This is a genomic window from Mesorhizobium sp. INR15 (genome assembly GCF_015500075.1).
Taxonomy (GTDB): Bacteria; Pseudomonadota; Alphaproteobacteria; order Rhizobiales; family Rhizobiaceae; genus Mesorhizobium.
This window is the reverse complement of sequence record NZ_CP045496.1, coordinates 3906254-3923324: the sequence shown is the minus strand read 5'-3', so window position 1 is coordinate 3923324 and position 17071 is coordinate 3906254. Positions and strand designations below refer to the sequence as shown.

The following is a 17071-nucleotide window of genomic DNA, read 5'->3' as shown; positions in this document are numbered from 1 at the left end:
ACACCGCTCGCGCCGGAACACCTCCACCAAATCATTGTGCATTTCGCCGTGATCGAGCCGCTGGCCGCCACATGATCAGCGATGATCGCTTGCAAGCCCATATGGCGCGGAACCAAAGCGACTGCGCACAGTTGTCCAAGCACTTGCTAATTCACAAAATGGAGAATTCGCTGTGAAAAAGATACTGATCACGAGCGCTTTGGCGCTTCTGTTTGCTGTTCCTGCAGCTCAGTCGGCCGAGTTGGTCATTAAGACCCACCACCGCCATCATCACGGAAATGTCCAGACCATCAACGAGGACGGCCAGCGCCTGCATCACCGCCACCACGGCACGTTGGCCTTCTACGATCATGGTCGCCGGCATCACCGTCCAGATGCCGCGGTTGTGGTGACGAGTTCTATCCACCGTCATCACAACCACCCCGTCGTCATCGAGAACGACAGCCAGTACTAAGCGATATTGAGGAGCCGGGTCTGGCTGATAGCGTTCGACGTTGGAGCTCTGACGGTCAGCCCTGACTTCTCTTCCCAGCCTTGATTGGAGGGGAGCGCAACCACGGATGCTGAAAAAATGGTTGAACTTTTGAATATGGAACTGGCCAGGGCCAGGCAACGCGTGAACAAGGCGGAACTCGCCCTCGAACGCGCCGAAGAAATGTTGAACGAAGACTGTGGCGTCGGAATCAATCTCGCTCTCTGCAGCAGGATAAGATTCGAACAACGGCGTGTGGCCGAAGCCAAAGACCGCCTGCTTAGGCCGTGTGGACGAATTTGATCAAGCATAGGCCTGCGGCGAAGCTTACGATTGAGCGGAAGTTTCGTGCGGTCTTTTCGCATCGCAGGGCAACGCGTTTGAAGCGCTTGAGCCGCCCGAAGCCTTGTTCGATGCGGGCGCGCGCCTTGTAGAGCGTCTTGGCGAAGAAGGCTGGCCTGTTTTTCTCGTTGGCCTTGTGAGGGATCACCGGGGCGATGCCGCGTGTCCGCGCGGCGGCGCGATTGGCCTTGCTGGAATAGCCTTTGTCGCCCAGCGCGGCGCGTGGGGTGATGTCCGGCCCTATGTCGAGCAGGGTCTCGAAGCGGGTTGTGTCGGCAACCTGGCCACCGGTCAGATCGAACGCGATGATGTCGCCAGAATTGTCCGCCTTGGCGTGGATTTTCGTTGTGAACCCGCCGCGCGAGCGGCCGAGCGCCTGGCCTTGCTGCCCCCCTTTGCGCCCGCTGCCGAGACATGGGCGCGGACAATGGTGGAGTCGAACATTTGGATCAGATGGGCCGATGCGCTCATCTCGGCCAACGTGTCGAAGAAGGCTTCGAACACGCCGGCCTTGCTCAGCCGGTCAAAGCGCTTCCACACTGAGTTCCAGTGGCCGAAGCGTTCCGGCAGCGCACGCCAGCGCACATTCTCCACCGTGAAGAAGTGCATGGCTTCCAGAAACAGCCGGTCGTCCGCAGCCTTGCGGCCTCGCCGTGGCAGGCAGGCCCGGAAAACCTCCAGCGTGTTCGCCCAATCCGTTTCCGTCATCCTCGTGGACATCGCCGACCTCCAAATCAGTCGACAATCCATGAATCAGACTGGATTCGTCAGCGGAACCCCAAAACCTATACCTGAGTCAATTCGTCCACACGGCCTAAGATCGATGCCACCGAGATGAATTGAGGTTTCCCCGATGATGATTGTGACATCAGAGGTCCAAGCCAAGAGAACCCGTGATCACCGCGCCGCTCGGCTCTGGATGATGCGGCAACAGCTTCTGCAGCACATCAAGCGCACGGACGTATCGGCTCATCGAGTTGAGCAAGCTTTGGACAGATTGATCGAAGCAAACGCTCACAGTGCCGCGGCCGGAATGTGTTGGGATCTGCCCGCAACGTGAAACCTCGCGGCCCATTGCGCGTTACCTGTCGTTCAACGGGAGAAATGCATGGATCCGGCAACGGCGGCAGTCATGGTTTTGCTTTCATGCAACCAAGGCACGACGTTGTGCCGGCCCATTGATGCGCACCCGGCGGTCTATTCGTCGATTGATGATTGCCGGACGGACGGCACTCGCAACCAGGTTGGCGCCATGGCCGCACAGCGAAATGGTCGGCCGGTGCGAACAGGTCGACTCCAAGGCGACCAACTCTGTTCCAGAAGGATACACGGCGGTTCAAGTTACCCGTGGCCTGGGCACTGATGCACTTACCACCACCTACTTTGTCCTCAAGGCAGGTGAATAACGGGGCCACCACAGTGGCCTGTTACCCCTCGGCAATGCCTTTGTGCCGGTTCGCAAAATCAAGGCATGCACTCAATTTCGCAATTAAGCTTGGCCGCGCCGGGAATCAAAACGCCGCTGTTGCGAAGTTGGCACGACCGGCTCCTTGTTGGTGGTGTCCGTATCTGGTTCCGCCTGTTGATCGGCAGGCAGATTTGAGATGCGCCTGACCACCACCGCGAAATATCCGACCTGCAACACAATGGCGGCGATGATTGTCCAGACAAGGGCTTTCCAGATTGATCCAGTGGCCGTGTAGGCCCAGATCGCGACGATGCCAGATGTCGCGAACATTCCGATCAGAAATCGCGGGAAATACATACTCACCCTGTACTCAAGCTCTGATGCCATTCGCCTTGATTTTAATCAAATCCGACTTGTGACATTTACAATTCATTCAGGCTGCGAAACCATATGCGCGTGCACAAGCTGCTTTTGCGCGCGCTGCCAGGTTTCGCCTGCTCCATTGTGCTGTAGGCGGACCGGGGCGGCATTCGCCGCTCCGGTCGACGCGGGCCCAGAGCACATCCCAACAAATGCTGCCTCCAAGTCTGCGTCGATCACCACCAAGCAATCGCGGTGCCATGCGCTCTGACCCATTGCGGGACATCTGGAGCGCATGAGCCCTCCGCTGGGCACTTCGGTCCGACACTGTCCCAGCATGGGGGCGGTTACGTGAGCCGATATGCACTCAATCACTAATTTAGATGCTTGGAACGCCTCTTGGGATAGGACGTTCTCGGGCGCCGGGGTTCGATTCGATAGAGAGAACTGCCCACATGTCGTCGAGTGAACCGAAACCAACCGCGCCCACCGGCGGGGCAGCGAACGACAGTCAAACACTCGCGTCCGAGGAATTTTCGCTGGCCGGCCTCGTTGCTGACGACGTCGACATGGCCGAGCTTTCAAGGCGCGCGGAACGGTTGGGAAATATTGTCGTAGTTGGAATGGTCACCTGTTTGACCATTGGGCCCCTGGTGTACTTCGTACTTACCCACTGGATCTAAACGGACGCTGCAGCACCGAAATCATGATTTCTTGACCAGGATCACGGAAGTCACAGAGTTTGGCTGACTTCTCATGGTCAAAAGGGAGGCCGCCAATTCGCCTTTCTTGCGATACCAGATTACTTGCAAGGCACTCTCGAGGGCGCAACGGGATCAGCCCGTCACGCTTGCGCGGGACGATGCGCCGCGCGATGCTGGCGCAGGGGTGGAGAGAATCATGCGAAAAATTCTGGTGTCGGTGCTGCTGATCGCGGCTTCCTTGTCCGCGAATCCCGCTTCAGCGCTGGACAGCAGCGGAACCCCGGTTGTCGTGACGCCACTGGCGTCACGCACGCAGACGGCCTCTGGCCAGCCAATCACGCTGCCGCAAAAGAACGTTCAGGTGCTGGTTTCGACCTACGATATCGCACCGGGCGCGACTTTGCCGGTCCACAGGCATCCGTTTCCACGTTATGCTTATGTTCAGGCTGGCACGCTTCAGGTCACCAATGTCGAGACCGGCAAAAGCAACACCTACAAATCAGGCGACTTCATCATCGAAATGATCGGACAATGGCATCAGGCGACCAATGTCGGTGACGGCCCGGTCAAGCTGCTGGTGATCGACCAGGTTGAAGAAGGCGCCAAGAATACCGAACTGCGCCAGTAATTGCGGCCGGCCTCCGACGAACCGGCCACATCGCACAACCAGTCTCGCCCCGGCCAAGTCAGGCCCAGGCGCCAACCACCTGCCTTGTCGTGGCGTTGAGGCGGTTGAAAGCGTTGATCAGCGCAATCTGGATGACCAGGGCGGCAAGCGCCTTTTCATCATAGTGGCGTGCAGCCTCGTCCCAGACATCATCCGGCACCGCGTCCGGCCGGTCGGCGAGCCTTGTGGCGGCCTCGGTGAGGGCAAGGGCGGCGCGTTCGGCATCGGTGAAATATGGCGTTTCCCGCCATGCCGCGAGGGCAAAGATGCGCTCGTCCTTTTCGCCGGCCTTCTTCAGTTCGCGCGCATGCATGTCGACACAGACGCCGCAGCCATTGATCTGGCTGGCCCGCAGATGGACGAGTTTGCGCATCACATAGGATACGTCCGCAGCCTCCGTCGACTTGTCCAGGGCCAGCAGAGCCTGCAGGGCGCCGGGAATGAGCATCACCGGGTTCTTCAATCGTGATTGCATGGCGGGGTCCTTCATTCCTGGCAGGGTTGATAAAATACATAACTTTACAGCTATGTATTTCTCATAACCAGAAAGTTATGTATTCGTCAAGATGGGTGTTGCCCCTGGACCCAAGCCGCGTTCACGCTTTCGCGGCGGCCGGGCCGATGCTAGGGCTGTCCGCGAAACCATGAATGGATAGAATCTTGACTCAAAACCCTCGCCTGCCTCTGATTGAAATCTGTGTTGAAGGCATTGATGGCCTTCTGGCAGCGCAAGCCGCTGGCGCCGACCGGGTCGAACTCTGCGCCAGCCTGGTTGAAGGCGGTATCACGCCCAGCCTTGGCACAGTGCGCGCGGCACTCGATCAGGCGACGGTGCCTTTTCACGTGATGGTGCGGCCGCGCGGCGGCGACTTCCTTTACAGCGAGACCGAATATCGCTCGATGCTCGCCGATGTCGCGGCACTGCGCGACCTCGGCGTGGCCGGCGTTGTGTTCGGCTGCCTAAACAGCGACGGCACAATTGACGAACAGCGCATGAGTGAGTTGACCAAAGCCGCGGGCCCAATCAACGTCACATGCCATCGCGCCTTCGACATGACGCGCGACCCAGCCGAGGCGCTCGAAACGCTGATCCGCTGCAAGGTCGGCCGCGTGCTGACCAGCGGCCAACGCGACACAGCGGTTGAGGGCTCGGCACTGCTGGCGGATCTGGTCCGGCAAGCCGGCGACCGCATCATCATCCTCGGCTGCGGTGGTCTCGACCTGCACAACATCGCCGATATCCGCGCGAGAACCGGCCTGTCCGAAATGCATTTCGCGGCACTCCGGGAAGGACCCAGCGGCATGGTCTACCGCAATTCCAAGGTCGGCATGGGCGGCTCCGACCTCGACCGCGAGTATCGCAACACGCTGACCGACGAAGCAGCGGTGGCGGCGACGATCGCCGCGGCCAAGGCGTGACTTCGAGAACAGAAGGCAAGGCGCGATGACTGCCCCATCTCCGATCGATCGCATCTTGCCGAATGATGAAGCCGCGATCCTGGCGCTCAACAACGAGCATGCGGCCGAATTGTCCTGGCTTGAGCCAGAGCGATTGTCCTTTCTGCTTGGCGAGGCGTTTTACGCGCGCCGCATTGGCAATCTCGAAGCCTTCATCATGACCTTCGACCAGAATGCCCGCTACGACAGCCCGAATTTCCTCTGGTTCCGCGAACGTTACGAGCGCTTCGTTTATGTAGACCGCGTTGTGGTGGCGGCAGATGCGCGCGGGCGCGGCCATGCCCGCCGAATCTACCAGGACCTGTTCGACCACGCGCTGCGCGCCGAACACACGGTGGTTACCTGCGAGGTCAACAAGGATCCGCCCAATCCGGCCTCGGATGCCTTCCACGCCGCACTTGGTTTCGCCGAGGCCGGCGAGGCGGTGATCCATGGCGGCGAGAAGGCCGTGCGCTACTATGTCAGGCGGATTGCCGCCTGAGGCGGCGGCTCTGGTCAGGCAAAGAAGCCATGGCTACCATGGACGTTTCCGCCATGTGGAGGAAACGCGATGCCAAGCAACGTCTTCCGCTTCGACGAAAGCTGGCATATCCCGGAGGCAACACCTCAGGAAGTGTGGGAGGTCTTGTCCGATGCTGAACTGCTGCCGCTCTGGTGGGGTGATGTCTACAAGGAAGTCGAGCCACTCGACCGAAAGGGCAAGGCGACGGTTTGCTCCCGCGCAAGGGCGCGGGCTCGCGGCGCCCTGCCCTACGAACTGAACTTCATCGTCGAGGCAGCGGAACTCGAACCGGGCCGGCTGGTGGTTGTCAAAACCTTCGGCGATTTCGACGGGCTTTGGCGCGCGGAACTGTCGCCATCAGGTACTAGCACCCAGGTTCAATTGACCTGGCAGGTCACTGTGCTGAGGCCGATCCTGAAGTTCCTCGCTCCGCTGCTGCGGCCAGCTTTCGCCTGGAACCACCGCTGGACGACACCACGCGGCGAGGCTGGGCTTAAGCGGTATCTGGCCGAGAACAAGAAACGAACCGCCTGATCCACCCGCCTCAAAGCCTCACGAACTGCTTGCCTTCCAGCGTGTCGGCAAGGCGCCATAAGGACTGATCCTTCCAGTCCCCCAACGCTGCATGACGCCGTCATTCACCAGTTGCGATTCAGCCATTGCCGTGCCGGCCGCTCGACGACGTAGTAACTGAACAGCGCGCAGGCAAAGGCACCAGCCAGCATCGGTATCGGCGCGCTGCCCTGATCAAAGACGAATTTGTAAAAGGGCTGCTGCCAGAGGTAGAGCGAGTACGACCACAGGCCGAGTGTCGCCATCGGCCAGGATGACAGCATTCCGGATATATAACGGCCGCTGAAATCGAGCGCATTGACCGCCAATGCCAGCAGCGGCACCGCGAGCAGATAGTGGATTGGCGTTGACACCGCGTCGAGGAACAGGATGACCGCACCACAAGTTGCAGCGAGCGCGATATGGTTGCCCCGGAGGATTTGCGGCAGCCTGCCGTCGGCCTTGAGCAGGCAGATGGCGGCCGACAGCAGGATCGACGCGATATGCACGTCGGTGCGCCAATAGGTGGCCTCGTAGTCCATCTTGAACACCCAGTACGAGACCGCGCCATTCGCCATCGCCAGCAGGGCCAGCCCGACCAGCAGCGTGATGACACGGTCGCGGCGCGAAACCAGCACGCTGATCAGCGCCAGGATGACATAGGCGTGCTCTTCGACGCACAGCGACCAGATATGATCGAGCGCCCCTGCCCTTGTCACAAAGGCTCCGGCATAATTGTAGGTGAATGTCAGCGCGGTCAGCGCCGCCTTCCATTTGAACGCGATGAATGTCCCGGTCAGGGCAGTCATCGCCACTGCCACGAAGACCAGAAGCGCGGGGTAGATGCGTGAGAACCGGCGCTTGAAGAATTTTTTCAGCGGATAGCGTTCGACAAACAGGATCTCGGCCATCAGCCGCCCGCTGAGCACGAAGAAAAATTCGACGCCCATCACACCGAGATTGATTCCCGGGACAGGAAAGAAATGGCCGATCAAGACCAGCGCGATCGACAGGCCACGCCAGCCGTCGAGATAGGCGAGCCTTGCCCTGGGCGAACTGTCGGCGACAGACCGGGGCAAGGCACCATGCGTCGCGGAGATGTCGGCCATGCCAGTCCTTTCGCGTTGAACGATGCGAAAAGGGGCCACGGGTCGCGCCGCGATCCGAGCCCCGGTTCGCATTATCCCGCCCGAAAGAGATATTGCAGTGCAATATCATTTTGTGCAAGCGCGAGATGAGTGCAAAGCCCTCGCAAGAGAAAGGGGCCACGAAGGCCCCTTTCTCAAGATAGCGATACCGCCTGGCTCAGCCGTTGGCGGCAGCCACCGCGCGCTTGGCCATCACCACGATCAGATTGGCGCGGTAATCCGCCGAAGCGTGAATGTCCGTCATCAGGCTCTTGGCCGGCACCTTCATGCCTTCCAGCGCGGATGCCTCGAAGCTCTTGGCCAGTGCCGCCTCGATTTCCTTCGAGCGGAACACACCGTCGTCGCCGGCGCCGGTGACGGCTACGCTGACGCCATCCTTGCCCTTGGCCACGAACACACCGACGATCGCGTACCGTGACGCCGGGTTGCGGAACTTCTCGTAGGCGGCCTTCGCCGGTGCGGTGAAAGTGACAGTAGTGACGATCTCACCTTCCTTCAGTGACGTCTCGAACAGGCCCTTGAAGAACTTGTCGGCCGCGATCTGGCGCTTGTTGGTGGTGATTGTGGCACCCAGCGCCAAGAGTGCAGCCGGATAGTCGGCGGCCGGGTCGTTGTTGGCGATCGAACCGCCGATCGTGCCTCTGTAGCGCACCGCCGGATCGCCGATCAGCGACGCCAGATGGGCAAGCGCCGGACAGGCCTTCCGGAGTTTCTCGTCGCGGGCGACGTCGTAATGCGTGGTGCCGGCACCGATGGTGACCGTCTTGCCCGACACCTTGATGCCTTGCAGCTCCTTGAGACGCGACAGGTCGACTAGATCGGAAGGTGCCGCAAGCCGCGTCTTCATCGCCGGGATCAGCGTCATCCCGCCCGACAGCGGTTTTGCATCACCCGTCTTGAGCAACTTGGCTGCGTCAGTGACCGAGGCGGCGCGGTGGTAGTTGACCGAATACATGGGCTTCCTCCTCAGTGTTTCGCGGCGGCGCGGATCGCTGCCCAGACCGTGGACGGCGATGCCGGCATGGCAAGATCATTGCTGCCGATGGCGTCGGTGATGGCATTGATGACAGCCGGCGGCGAGCCGATGGCGCCGGCCTCGCCGCAGCCCTTGATGCCGAGCGGATTGCCCGGGCATGGCGTGTTCGAGGTCGAGACCTTGAACGACGGCAGGTCGCCGGCGCGCGGCATGGTGTAGTCCATGAAGCTGGCGGTCAGCAGCTGGCCGCTGCTGTCGTAGTGGGCGCCCTCGAGCAGCGCCTGGCCGATGCCTTGAGCCAATCCACCATGCACCTGTCCCTCGACGATCATCGGGTTGATGATGTTGCCGAAATCGTCGGCGGCGACGAACTGGATGATCTCGGTCATGCCGGTTTCGGGGTCGACCTCGACTTCGCAGATGTAGCAGCCGGCGGGGAAGGTGAAATTCGACGGATCGTAGAACGCAGTTTCCTTCAGGCCGGGCTCCATGCCGCCCGGCAGATTGTGGGCAGTGTAGGCGGCGAGCGCCATCTGGAACCAGGGCACGTTCTTGTCCGTGCCCGCGACCTTCAGCGCGCCATTCTCGATGACGATGTCGCTCTCATCGGCCTCGAGCAGATGCGCCGCGATCTTCTTGGCCTTGGCCTCGACCTTGTCGAGTGCCTTGACGATCGCGGACATGCCGACCGCGCCCGAGCGCGAGCCGTAGGTGCCCATGCCCATCTGCACCTTGTCGGTGTCGCCATGGATGATCGAGACCGAATCGATCGGCACGCCAAAGCGCTCGTTGACCAGTTGCGCGAAGGTTGTCTCATGGCCCTGACCGTGGCTGTGCGATCCGGTCAGCACTTCGATCGTGCCAACCGCGTTGACGCGCACCTCGGCCGATTCCCAAAGACCGACACCAGCGCCGAGCGATCCCACCGCCGCCGATGGTGCGATGCCGCAGGCCTCGATATAGCAGCTCATGCCGATGCCGCGCAGCAGGCCCTTCTTGGCCGCCGCCGCCTTGCGCTTGGCAAAGCCGGCATAGTCGGAAGCCTTCATCGCCGCGTCGAGCGAGGCTCCATAATCGCCAGCGTCGTAGCACATGATGACCGGCGTCTGATGCGGGAACGCCGTGACGAAATTCTTGCGGCGCAACTCGGCCGGCGACACGCCGAACTGCCGCGCGGCGGTCTCCATCATCCGCTCCATGACGAAGGTGGCTTCTGGCCGCCCTGCCCCGCGATAGGCATCGACGGGTGCGGTGTTGGTGTAGATCGCCTTCACATTGGCGTGGATCGCCGGGATATTGTACTGGCCCGACAAAAGCGTCGCGTAGAGGTAGGTTGGCGTCGCCGACGAGAACAGCGACATGTAGGCGCCGAGATTGGCTTTCGTCTCGACCTTCAGGCCGAGAATCTTGTGGTCCTTGTCGAAGGCCATTTCAGCATGGGTATGATGGTCGCGGCCATGCGCGTCGGTGAGGAAGCTCTCAGTGCGGTCGGCCACCCATTTGACCGGTACTCCGGTCTTCTTCGAAGCCCACAGGCAGACGAGCTCTTCCGGGTAAATGTAGATCTTCGAGCCGAAACCGCCGCCGACGTCGGGCGCTATGACGCGCAGCTTGTTTTCCGGCGCGACATTGTAGAAGGCGCTCATCACCAGCCGCGCGACATGCGGGTTCTGCGACGTTGTCCAGCAGGTGTAGTGGTCTTCGGCCTTGTCATAGTGGCCTAGCGCCGCGCGCGGCTCCATCGCATTGGGCACGAGACGATTGTTGATGATGTCCATCTTGACGACATGGGCGGCCTTCGTGAAGGCGGCCGCCGTCTCATCGGCGTTGCCGATATCCCAGTCGAAAATCAGATTGTTGTCGGCTTCGGGATGTATCTGCGGCGCACCCTTGTCCATCGCCTTGGATGCATCGACGACCGATTTCAATTCCTTGTAGGTGATGTCGACGGCTTCGGCCGCGTCGCGGGCCTGGCTCTTGGTCTCGGCTACGACGATGACGACGGCATCGCCGACATAGCGGACCCTGTCGAACGCCAAGGGCGACCATGCGCCCATCTTCATCGGCGAGCCATCCTTGGAATGGATCATCCAGCCGCAGATGAGGTTGCCGATGCCGTCGGCCTTGAGTTCCTTGCCGGTCAGAACGCCAATGACGCCCGGCATGGCCTGCGCCTGTTTCACGTCGATCTTCTTGATCTGTGCGTGTGCGTGCGGACTGCGCACGAACGCGGCATGCTTCATGCCAGGAACCACCATGTCGTCGACATAACGGCCGGCGCCGGTGATGAACCGCTTGTCTTCCTTGCGCGCAACGCGAGCGCCAACACCTTCAATGCCCATCGCAAAAATTCCTCCCGAATTAAGGCAGTAGGTGATTAGGGGAGTAAGGCAGTGGGGGAAAATCGATCCTGGATTTCCTGCTGCCTACTGCCCTACTCCCTTATTCCCCTGCTTAAGCTGCTTGTTTCGCCTTGCCCTTCGCACCCTTGGACATCGTCTTGGATGCGGCGAGGATCGCCTTCACGATGTTGTGGTATCCGGTGCAGCGGCAGATGTTGCCTTCCAGTTCGGCCCGTACCGTGGCCTCGTCGAGACCTTCCGGATGACGGTTGATCATGTCGGTCGCCGTCATGATCATGCCAGGCGTGCAGAAGCCGCATTGCAGCCCGTGATGTTCCTTGAACGCCGCCTGCACCGGGTGGAGATCGCCGCCGATGGCCAGCCCTTCGATCGTCACCACCGTCGACCCGGACGCCTGGGCGGCCAGCATCGAGCAGGATTTGACCGCCTTGCCGTCGACATGGACGACGCAGGCGCCGCATTGCGAGGTGTCACACCCGACATGCGTGCCGGTAAGGCCGAGATTTTCGCGCAAGAAATGGACCAGAAGCGTTCGGTCTTCGGCAACGCCGCTGACCCGCTTACCGTTCACCATCAACGATACGTCCGACATGAATCCTCCCTGGGTATCAACCTTGGTCATCACGTTGCCGACGCGGTGCTGGCGCTTCGGCCATGCGTTATTCGTACACCGCATAACGCACAAAAAACAGGGCGCCGGAACCTCGCAACATTGTACTTTCGGTCATGGCTGCATCCAAACGTGCCAGCCCCCCTTCCCCATTGCCAAACCGCAGATTGAAGACAACAATGTTGCTCGACGCCCGCGCGCCAGAAGCCTGCAAAAAACAGCCGCGCACCAAGGCAGCGTCGGAGGAATGCGGAGGACGTCGCTGGGCAATTCACGGACGCGCTATGCATGCGGCCTGTCGGCGCTCACCACGGATGAGCCCGACATGGATGCGTTCGCCAAGACGATCGCCTCGGAAGCCGCTGCAATCGGTGCCGGCTTTGCCTTGCTGTTCTTTTCCCAGAGCCTTGTCGAGGCCGGCGCCCTTTCTCAGGCACTCGCAACCCACGCCCCGACGCTCGACCATGCCGGCTGCTCGACCGCCGGCGAGATCACGCCGCAAGGTCTTGAGGACGGCCATGTGCTGGCCATGCTGCTTCCCTCGGCGACCTTTACCGCCGTCAGCACGATGGTCGACAACCTGTCCTCGTCGGGCATGGACAGGATCACCGGCGAAGTCGAGGCCTTGCGGCGGTCACTGCGCGGGCGCCTAGGTCACGGGCGGACCAGAAACACGTTCGCGCTCTGCTTTATCGACGGCCTGTCCTATGCCGAGGAGGCCGTGAGTTCGGCCATCCACTGGGGCCTCGACGATATCCCACTGATCGGCGGCTCGGCCGGCGACGACCTGAAATTCGAAACGACCAGTCTGATCTCGAACGGCAAGGTCACCACCGACAGCGCCATCATCGTGCTCATCGCCACCGAAATTCCCTTCCACGTCTTCAAGACCGACAATTTCATTCCGACCGATGAAAAGCTCGTGGTCACGGCATCCGATCCCGACCATCGCATCGTCAGCGAGTTCAATGCCACCAATGCGGCGGAGGAATACGCCGCCTCGGTCGGCATCCTGCCGCAGACCCTGACGCCGCTGAGCTTCGCTTCCCATCCGGTGGTGGTGAAGGTGGGCGGCGAATTCTATTGCCGTTCTATCCAGAAGATGCACCCGGACGGCTCGCTGTCCTTCTTCTGCGCCATCGACGACGGCGTCGTGCTGTCGATCGCCCAGCCCATGGATCTGGTGGAATCGACACGCGCAGCACTCAGGGATGTCGAGGAGAGACTGGGCGGCATCGACATGATCCTCGGTTTCGACTGCGTGCTGCGCCGCCTGGATGCGCGTAACCGCCAGGTCTTTCGCGACATTTCGGAGCTTTACCGGGTCAACAATGTCATCGGCTTCGGCACCTACGGCGAGCAGTACCGGTCGATGCATCTGAACCAGACTTTCACCGGCATCGCCTTTGGCGAGCGACAGGCGGCGGAATGACATGCCGCTCAGGGACATAAACGACCTCGAAAAACTGAAGAAGATCAACGCCGCACTCGTCAGCCGTGTCGAGCGGTCGATGGACCAGCAAGGCAATGCCTTTTCGCTGTTCCAGACCGCGATTTCGCTTGAGAACCGGGTGCGCACGCGAACCGAGGAACTGCACTCCACCTTGCGCCGGCTGGAGCAGTCGAACATCGACCTGAGTGCCGCCAAGGAGAACGCGGAACTCGCGAATCTGTCCAAGACCCGCTTCCTCGCCGCAGCCAGCCACGACGTGCTGCAGCCGCTGAACGCGGCGCATCTGTCCGTCTCGGCGCTCGCCGAAGTGCAGACCAGCGACGAAGGCAAGAAGCTGGTGCGGCAGGTCGAACGCTCGCTGGAGACGATGGAAGATCTACTACGCACGCTGCTCGACATCTCAAAGCTCGACGCCGGCGTGGTGCAACCGGATATCAGCGACGTCAGCCTGGAGACGCTGTTTTCGTCGCTGCGCTCGGACTTTCAGCCGGTCGCGGAAATGAAAGGCCTGTCGCTGAAATTCCGGCCGGTCAATGCCGTGGTCCGCTCCGACAGGACGCTGCTGCGCCGCATCCTGCAGAACATCCTCTCCAATGCACTGGGCTATACCCGCTCCGGCGGCGTTCTGGTCGGCACAAGGCATCGCGGTGACACGATCCGCATCGATGTCGCCGACACCGGTTGTGGCATTCCAGACGACCAGCGCGAGGCCGTGTTCGAGGAATTCCATCGAGGTACCTTGTCGGCCAATGCTGAACTTGAAGGCGGCGGACTCGGGCTTGGGCTGGCAATCGTGCGCCGCATGGCCGCCGCGCTTGGCCATCCCGTCACCTTTTCCTCCAAGGTCGGGCGCGGCACGATTTTCCACATCGACGTTCCCGTCGGCATCGGCGCCTCGGCCGATGTCATCGCCAGCGTCGCCGAGATGGAGCGGCCACGCGGCTACGGCCTGTTCGGCACCAAGGTGCTGCTCGTCGAGAATGACATCGAAGTGCTGCAGGCCATGACCTTCCTGCTCGAACGCTGGCAATGCATTGTTCGGGCCGCGACCTCCACCGACGATGCGCTTGACCTGCTCGGCGATACCGATTGGGTGCCGGACATCGTCATCGCTGACCAGCATCTCGACGGCGGCGATCTCGGCACCGCCACCATAGCCGAAGTGCGCGACTATCTTGGCCGCGCCGTGCCCGCGTTGATCGTTACCGCCGACAGTTCCGAGGCCGTCGCCAAGGCTACCCGCGCGGCGGGTATAGAATTGATGCGCAAGCCGCTGAAGCCGGCACAGTTGCGCGCACTGCTGGCGCATCTCCTGGCTTAACTGTCAAAATCCGGCCTGATCCCGAAACAGCTCCGCATTGTCGAGTTTTGAAACCTCGATGACGGCCTGCGTGCGGCTGTAGACGTTGAGCTTGCGCAGGATTTCGGAGACATGCGCCTTCACTGTGGTTTCGCCGACCTGCAATTCATAGGCGATCTGCTTGTTGAGCAGGCCCTGCCGCAGCATCTGCAGCACCCGCAACTGTTGCGGCGTCAGCTTGGAAAGCCGCTGCACCATGTCGGCGCGGTCGGTGCTGTCGGCGTCCGGCGGCGCGCCCTCATACGTGACGGGCACGTAGATCGCGCCCTCCATCACCGAGCGTATGGCGGCGGCCAGATCGCTCTTGCGCGCCGATTTCGGGATGAAACCGGCGGCACCATAAGAGAGAGCCTCGGAAATGATCTTGGGTTCTTCGTAGCCTGAAACGACGACCACCGGCAGCCTGGGATAGCGGATCCTGAGTTGCAGCAGCCCGTCGAAACCGTGCACGTCGGGCATGCTGAGGTCGAGAAGCGCAAGATCGAACGGCTTTGTGCCCGCCAGCAGTTCGAGCGCTTCGGTAATCGACCGTGCCTCCACCGTATCGACCTCCGGATAGGCCATTTGCACGGCGCTGTGCAGCGCCTCGCGAAACAGCGGATGGTCGTCGATGATCAGGAACCGGGCGCGGTCGTTGGTAGCGGTCATGGCAATCATTTCAGGTCAGCCATTTCAGTGCGGCCATATCGGCCTGGCGCAGACTAGTCCCGCGACAGTGGCTGCATCATTGGCAAATAGTACACTGCCATCTTTGGCCGCCAGATAGAACCGTTGCTTTTCGAAATGCGACGCCTTGCCGGGCTGTTCAAATCGGCCGAATGTGCCGCCACCCTCGGTCAAACGGTCGTGAAGCGCATGAATGATATCGTCCTCCACAATTACTTCCGCTCCTCGACATCCCACCGCGTGCGGATCGCGCTGGAAATGAAGGGGCTTACCTACAAATATGTGCCGCATCACCTGCGCCACGGCGAACACCTGGAACCCGCCTACCTCGCGGTCAATCCGCAAGGGCTGGTGCCGGCGATGATCTGGAGCGACGGCACGCTGTTGACCCAGTCGCTGGCCATCATGGAATTTCTCGACGAGACCCAGCCGGACCCGCCGCTGCTGCCGAACGACCCGCTTGGCCGGGCCCGCGTCAGGATGCTGGCGCAGATGATCGCCTGCGACATCCACCCGGTGAACAATCTGCGTGTGCTGACCTCGCTCCGCGCCTTGTTCGGCGCTGGCGACGAGGATGTCGCCAACTGGTTCCGGCACTGGGTGAACGAGGGTTTCCTGCCGCTTGAAAAGCTCCTGGCCTCTTCGCCCGAAACCGGCACGTTCTGTCACGGCGGCACACCGGGGCTGGCCGACATCTGCCTTGCCGCGCAAGTCACCAGCAACACCCGTTTTGATGTCGACCTGACGCCCTACCCGACGATCGCGCGCATCAACGCCGCCTGCATGTCGCTGCCCGCCTTCCAGAAAGCCGCGCCCAAAAACCAGATCGATGCCGAATAGAGAACTAGAGAAACCCGGCGGATCCGGAATCCATGGCGTTTCTGGCCATATCGATTTCCCATTGACCCCGTAGGGAATCGGCTATCGTCGACTTCCGGGGCGTAAGCCTTGGGGATTGGGTAGGAGTTGCCAATGAAAGCCGTGGTCTTCGAAAAGTTCGGCGAAGCGCCAACCATCCAGACCGTTCCAGATCCCAAGCCGGCTGCCGAAGGCGTCGTCATCAAGGTCGAGGCGACCGGCCTTTGCCGCAGCGACTGGCATGGCTGGATGGGCCATGACGATGATATCCGCTTGCCCCATGTTCCGGGCCACGAACTGGCCGGCACCGTGGTGGCGGTGGGCAAACGCGTCACCCGTTGGAAGGCCGGCGAGCGGGTCACCGTGCCCTTTGTCAGCGGCTGTGGCCGCTGCTTTGAATGCACTTCGGGCAATCATCAGGTCTGCGAGCACCAGTTCCAGCCGGGATTCACCGCCTGGGGCTCCTTCGCCGAATATGTCGCGATCGACTACGCCGACACCAACCTCGTCCGCTTGCCCGAAGAGATGGAATTCGCAACGGCGGCCAGCCTCGGCTGCCGCTTTGTCACCTCCTTCCGTGCCATCGTCGATCGGGGCCGCGTAACGCCGGGTGAATGGGTAGCGGTGCACGGCTGCGGCGGCGTCGGCCTGTCGGCAATCATGATTGCCAGTGCCATGGGCGCCAATGTCATCGCCATCGACCTCACCGACGAGAAGCTGGACTTCGCCCGGAAGATCGGTGCGGTCGCCACCATCAACGCCTCGACGACGCCCAATGTCGTGAAAGCCGTCAAGCAGATCACCAATGGCGGCGCCCATATGTCGATGGACGCGCTCGGCCATCCAACAACCTGCTTCAATTCAATCTCCAACCTGCGTCGGCGCGGCCGTCACGTGCAGGTCGGCTTGATGCTGGGCGACCACGCCAAGGCAGCAGTGCCGATGAGCAAGGTGATCGCCTTCGAACTAGAAATCCTCGGCAGCCACGGCATGCAGGCTTTCCGCTATCAGGCGATGATGGACATGATCAGCACTGGCAAGCTCAAGCCGGAACTGCTGGTCGGCAAGAAGATCAGCCTCGACGAAGCACCCGCCGCACTGATGGCGATGGGTGGCTTCGAGGGCATCGGCATTGGGGTGGTGACAAAATTTTAGCCGGCTAAAAGAAGTAT

General features: G+C 61.2%; 17 protein-coding genes and 1 pseudogene. 8 read left to right on the top strand and 10 right to left on the bottom strand.

Going from position 1 to position 17071, the window contains the following annotated elements; all coding sequences use genetic code 11:
* Positions 1-151 precede the first annotated feature (151 nt).
* The 4 genes and pseudogenes from GA829_RS19100 to GA829_RS19090 form a co-directional block, all read right to left on the bottom strand.
* A complete protein-coding gene (locus tag GA829_RS19100) occupies positions 152-721 on the bottom strand; it encodes a hypothetical protein (protein ID WP_195174251.1) in 570 nt (189 codons plus the stop codon).
* A gap of 31 nt (positions 722-752) precedes the next feature.
* Positions 753-1277 carry an IS5 family transposase gene (locus GA829_RS37560; RefSeq protein WP_195179712.1) on the bottom strand — a complete coding sequence of 175 codons (525 nt, stop codon included), beginning with the start codon at positions 1275-1277 and terminating at the stop codon, positions 753-755.
* Positions 1278-1363: 86 nt separating this feature from the next.
* Positions 1364-1522: pseudogene (locus GA829_RS37555) on the bottom strand (hypothetical protein); the annotation flags it as partial.
* A 781-nt stretch (positions 1523-2303) separates the two neighbouring features.
* Positions 2304-2609, bottom strand: a complete 306-nt coding sequence (locus GA829_RS19090; RefSeq protein ID WP_308462068.1) for an exopolysaccharide production repressor protein — start codon at positions 2607-2609, stop codon at positions 2304-2306.
* Positions 2610-3482: 873 nt separating this feature from the next.
* Here GA829_RS19090 and GA829_RS19085 point away from each other — a divergent pair.
* On the top strand, positions 3483-3914 hold the full coding sequence (locus GA829_RS19085; protein ID WP_195174250.1) for a cupin domain-containing protein: 432 nt from the start codon (positions 3483-3485) through the stop codon (positions 3912-3914).
* Positions 3915-3972: 58 nt separating this feature from the next.
* Here the strand turns inward: GA829_RS19085 and GA829_RS19080 are convergent, their stop codons facing one another.
* Positions 3973-4428, bottom strand: coding sequence for a carboxymuconolactone decarboxylase family protein (locus tag GA829_RS19080; RefSeq protein ID WP_195174249.1), 456 nt, complete (start codon positions 4426-4428; stop codon positions 3973-3975).
* A 173-nt stretch (positions 4429-4601) separates the two neighbouring features.
* On the opposite strand from GA829_RS19080, the gene GA829_RS19075 reads away from it, so the two are divergent.
* The 3 genes from GA829_RS19075 to GA829_RS19065 all read left to right on the top strand — a co-directional run bounded on the left by GA829_RS19075 (position 4602) and on the right by GA829_RS19065 (position 6447).
* Positions 4602-5372, top strand: a complete 771-nt coding sequence (locus GA829_RS19075) for a copper homeostasis protein CutC (protein ID WP_195174248.1) — start codon at positions 4602-4604, stop codon at positions 5370-5372.
* Between the two features lie 25 nt (positions 5373-5397).
* Positions 5398-5892 (top strand): GNAT family N-acetyltransferase, encoded by a 495-nt coding sequence (locus GA829_RS19070; RefSeq protein ID WP_195174247.1) that lies wholly within the window; start codon positions 5398-5400, stop codon positions 5890-5892.
* A gap of 69 nt (positions 5893-5961) precedes the next feature.
* The gene (locus GA829_RS19065) at positions 5962-6447 is read left to right on the top strand and encodes an SRPBCC family protein (RefSeq protein ID WP_195174246.1); all 486 of its coding nucleotides are present in this window, start codon (positions 5962-5964) and stop codon (positions 6445-6447) included.
* Positions 6448-6551: 104 nt separating this feature from the next.
* On the opposite strand, the gene GA829_RS19060 is transcribed toward GA829_RS19065, so the two are convergent.
* From GA829_RS19060 to GA829_RS19045, 4 genes are all read right to left on the bottom strand, one after another.
* Complete coding sequence (locus tag GA829_RS19060; protein WP_195174245.1) at positions 6552-7574, bottom strand: acyltransferase family protein; 1023 nt, start codon at positions 7572-7574, stop codon at positions 6552-6554.
* Positions 7575-7770: 196 nt separating this feature from the next.
* Positions 7771-8568: an FAD binding domain-containing protein gene (locus GA829_RS19055; RefSeq protein WP_195174244.1), complete on the bottom strand. Its 798-nt coding sequence runs from the start codon at positions 8566-8568 to the stop codon at positions 7771-7773.
* A gap of 11 nt (positions 8569-8579) precedes the next feature.
* Positions 8580-10931, bottom strand: coding sequence for a xanthine dehydrogenase family protein molybdopterin-binding subunit (locus GA829_RS19050; protein ID WP_195174243.1), 2352 nt, complete (start codon positions 10929-10931; stop codon positions 8580-8582).
* A 112-nt stretch (positions 10932-11043) separates the two neighbouring features.
* Entirely contained in the window at positions 11044-11544 is a 501-nt protein-coding gene (locus GA829_RS19045) for a (2Fe-2S)-binding protein (RefSeq protein ID WP_195174242.1), read from the bottom strand.
* A 265-nt stretch (positions 11545-11809) separates the two neighbouring features.
* Here GA829_RS19045 and GA829_RS19040 point away from each other — a divergent pair, with 265 nt between their 5' ends.
* Positions 11810-12994 carry an FIST signal transduction protein gene (locus GA829_RS19040; protein WP_195174241.1) on the top strand — a complete coding sequence of 395 codons (1185 nt, stop codon included), beginning with the start codon at positions 11810-11812 and terminating at the stop codon, positions 12992-12994.
* A gap of 1 nt (position 12995) precedes the next feature.
* Positions 12996-14336, top strand: a complete 1341-nt coding sequence (locus GA829_RS19035; RefSeq protein ID WP_195174240.1) for an ATP-binding response regulator — start codon at positions 12996-12998, stop codon at positions 14334-14336.
* 3 nt (positions 14337-14339) lie between these two features.
* On the opposite strand, the gene GA829_RS19030 is transcribed toward GA829_RS19035, so the two are convergent.
* Positions 14340-15023 carry a response regulator gene (locus GA829_RS19030; RefSeq protein WP_195174239.1) on the bottom strand — a complete coding sequence of 228 codons (684 nt, stop codon included), beginning with the start codon at positions 15021-15023 and terminating at the stop codon, positions 14340-14342.
* Between the two features lie 207 nt (positions 15024-15230).
* On the opposite strand from GA829_RS19030, the gene maiA reads away from it, so the two are divergent.
* Positions 15231-15881 carry a maleylacetoacetate isomerase gene (maiA, locus tag GA829_RS19025; RefSeq protein WP_195174238.1) on the top strand — a complete coding sequence of 217 codons (651 nt, stop codon included), beginning with the start codon at positions 15231-15233 and terminating at the stop codon, positions 15879-15881.
* Between the two features lie 132 nt (positions 15882-16013).
* A complete protein-coding gene (locus tag GA829_RS19020) occupies positions 16014-17054 on the top strand; it encodes a zinc-dependent alcohol dehydrogenase family protein (protein WP_195174237.1) in 1041 nt (346 codons plus the stop codon).
* The last annotated feature ends 17 nt before the right edge of the window (positions 17055-17071 follow it).

What these genes read in the sequence shown, in the direction of transcription:
- GA829_RS19090 (WP_308462068.1), bottom strand. Translation starts at nt 2,609, where the DNA reads ATGGCATCAGAGCTTGAGTACAGGGTGAGTATGTATTTCCCGCGATTT.
- GA829_RS19085 (WP_195174250.1), top strand. Translation starts at nt 3,483, where the DNA reads ATGCGAAAAATTCTGGTGTCGGTGCTGCTGATCGCGGCTTCCTTGTCC.
- GA829_RS19080 (WP_195174249.1), bottom strand. Translation starts at nt 4,428, where the DNA reads ATGCAATCACGATTGAAGAACCCGGTGATGCTCATTCCCGGCGCCCTG.
- GA829_RS19075 (WP_195174248.1), top strand. Translation starts at nt 4,602, where the DNA reads ATGGATAGAATCTTGACTCAAAACCCTCGCCTGCCTCTGATTGAAATC.
- GA829_RS19070 (WP_195174247.1), top strand. Translation starts at nt 5,398, where the DNA reads ATGACTGCCCCATCTCCGATCGATCGCATCTTGCCGAATGATGAAGCC.
- GA829_RS19065 (WP_195174246.1), top strand. Translation starts at nt 5,962, where the DNA reads ATGCCAAGCAACGTCTTCCGCTTCGACGAAAGCTGGCATATCCCGGAG.
- GA829_RS19060 (WP_195174245.1), bottom strand. Translation starts at nt 7,574, where the DNA reads ATGGCCGACATCTCCGCGACGCATGGTGCCTTGCCCCGGTCTGTCGCC.
- GA829_RS19055 (WP_195174244.1), bottom strand. Translation starts at nt 8,568, where the DNA reads ATGTATTCGGTCAACTACCACCGCGCCGCCTCGGTCACTGACGCAGCC.
- GA829_RS19050 (WP_195174243.1), bottom strand. Translation starts at nt 10,931, where the DNA reads ATGGGCATTGAAGGTGTTGGCGCTCGCGTTGCGCGCAAGGAAGACAAG.
- GA829_RS19045 (WP_195174242.1), bottom strand. Translation starts at nt 11,544, where the DNA reads ATGTCGGACGTATCGTTGATGGTGAACGGTAAGCGGGTCAGCGGCGTT.
- GA829_RS19040 (WP_195174241.1), top strand. Translation starts at nt 11,810, where the DNA reads ATGCGGAGGACGTCGCTGGGCAATTCACGGACGCGCTATGCATGCGGC.
- GA829_RS19035 (WP_195174240.1), top strand. Translation starts at nt 12,996, where the DNA reads ATGCCGCTCAGGGACATAAACGACCTCGAAAAACTGAAGAAGATCAAC.
- GA829_RS19030 (WP_195174239.1), bottom strand. Translation starts at nt 15,023, where the DNA reads ATGACCGCTACCAACGACCGCGCCCGGTTCCTGATCATCGACGACCAT.
- maiA (WP_195174238.1), top strand. Translation starts at nt 15,231, where the DNA reads ATGAATGATATCGTCCTCCACAATTACTTCCGCTCCTCGACATCCCAC.
- GA829_RS19020 (WP_195174237.1), top strand. Translation starts at nt 16,014, where the DNA reads ATGAAAGCCGTGGTCTTCGAAAAGTTCGGCGAAGCGCCAACCATCCAG.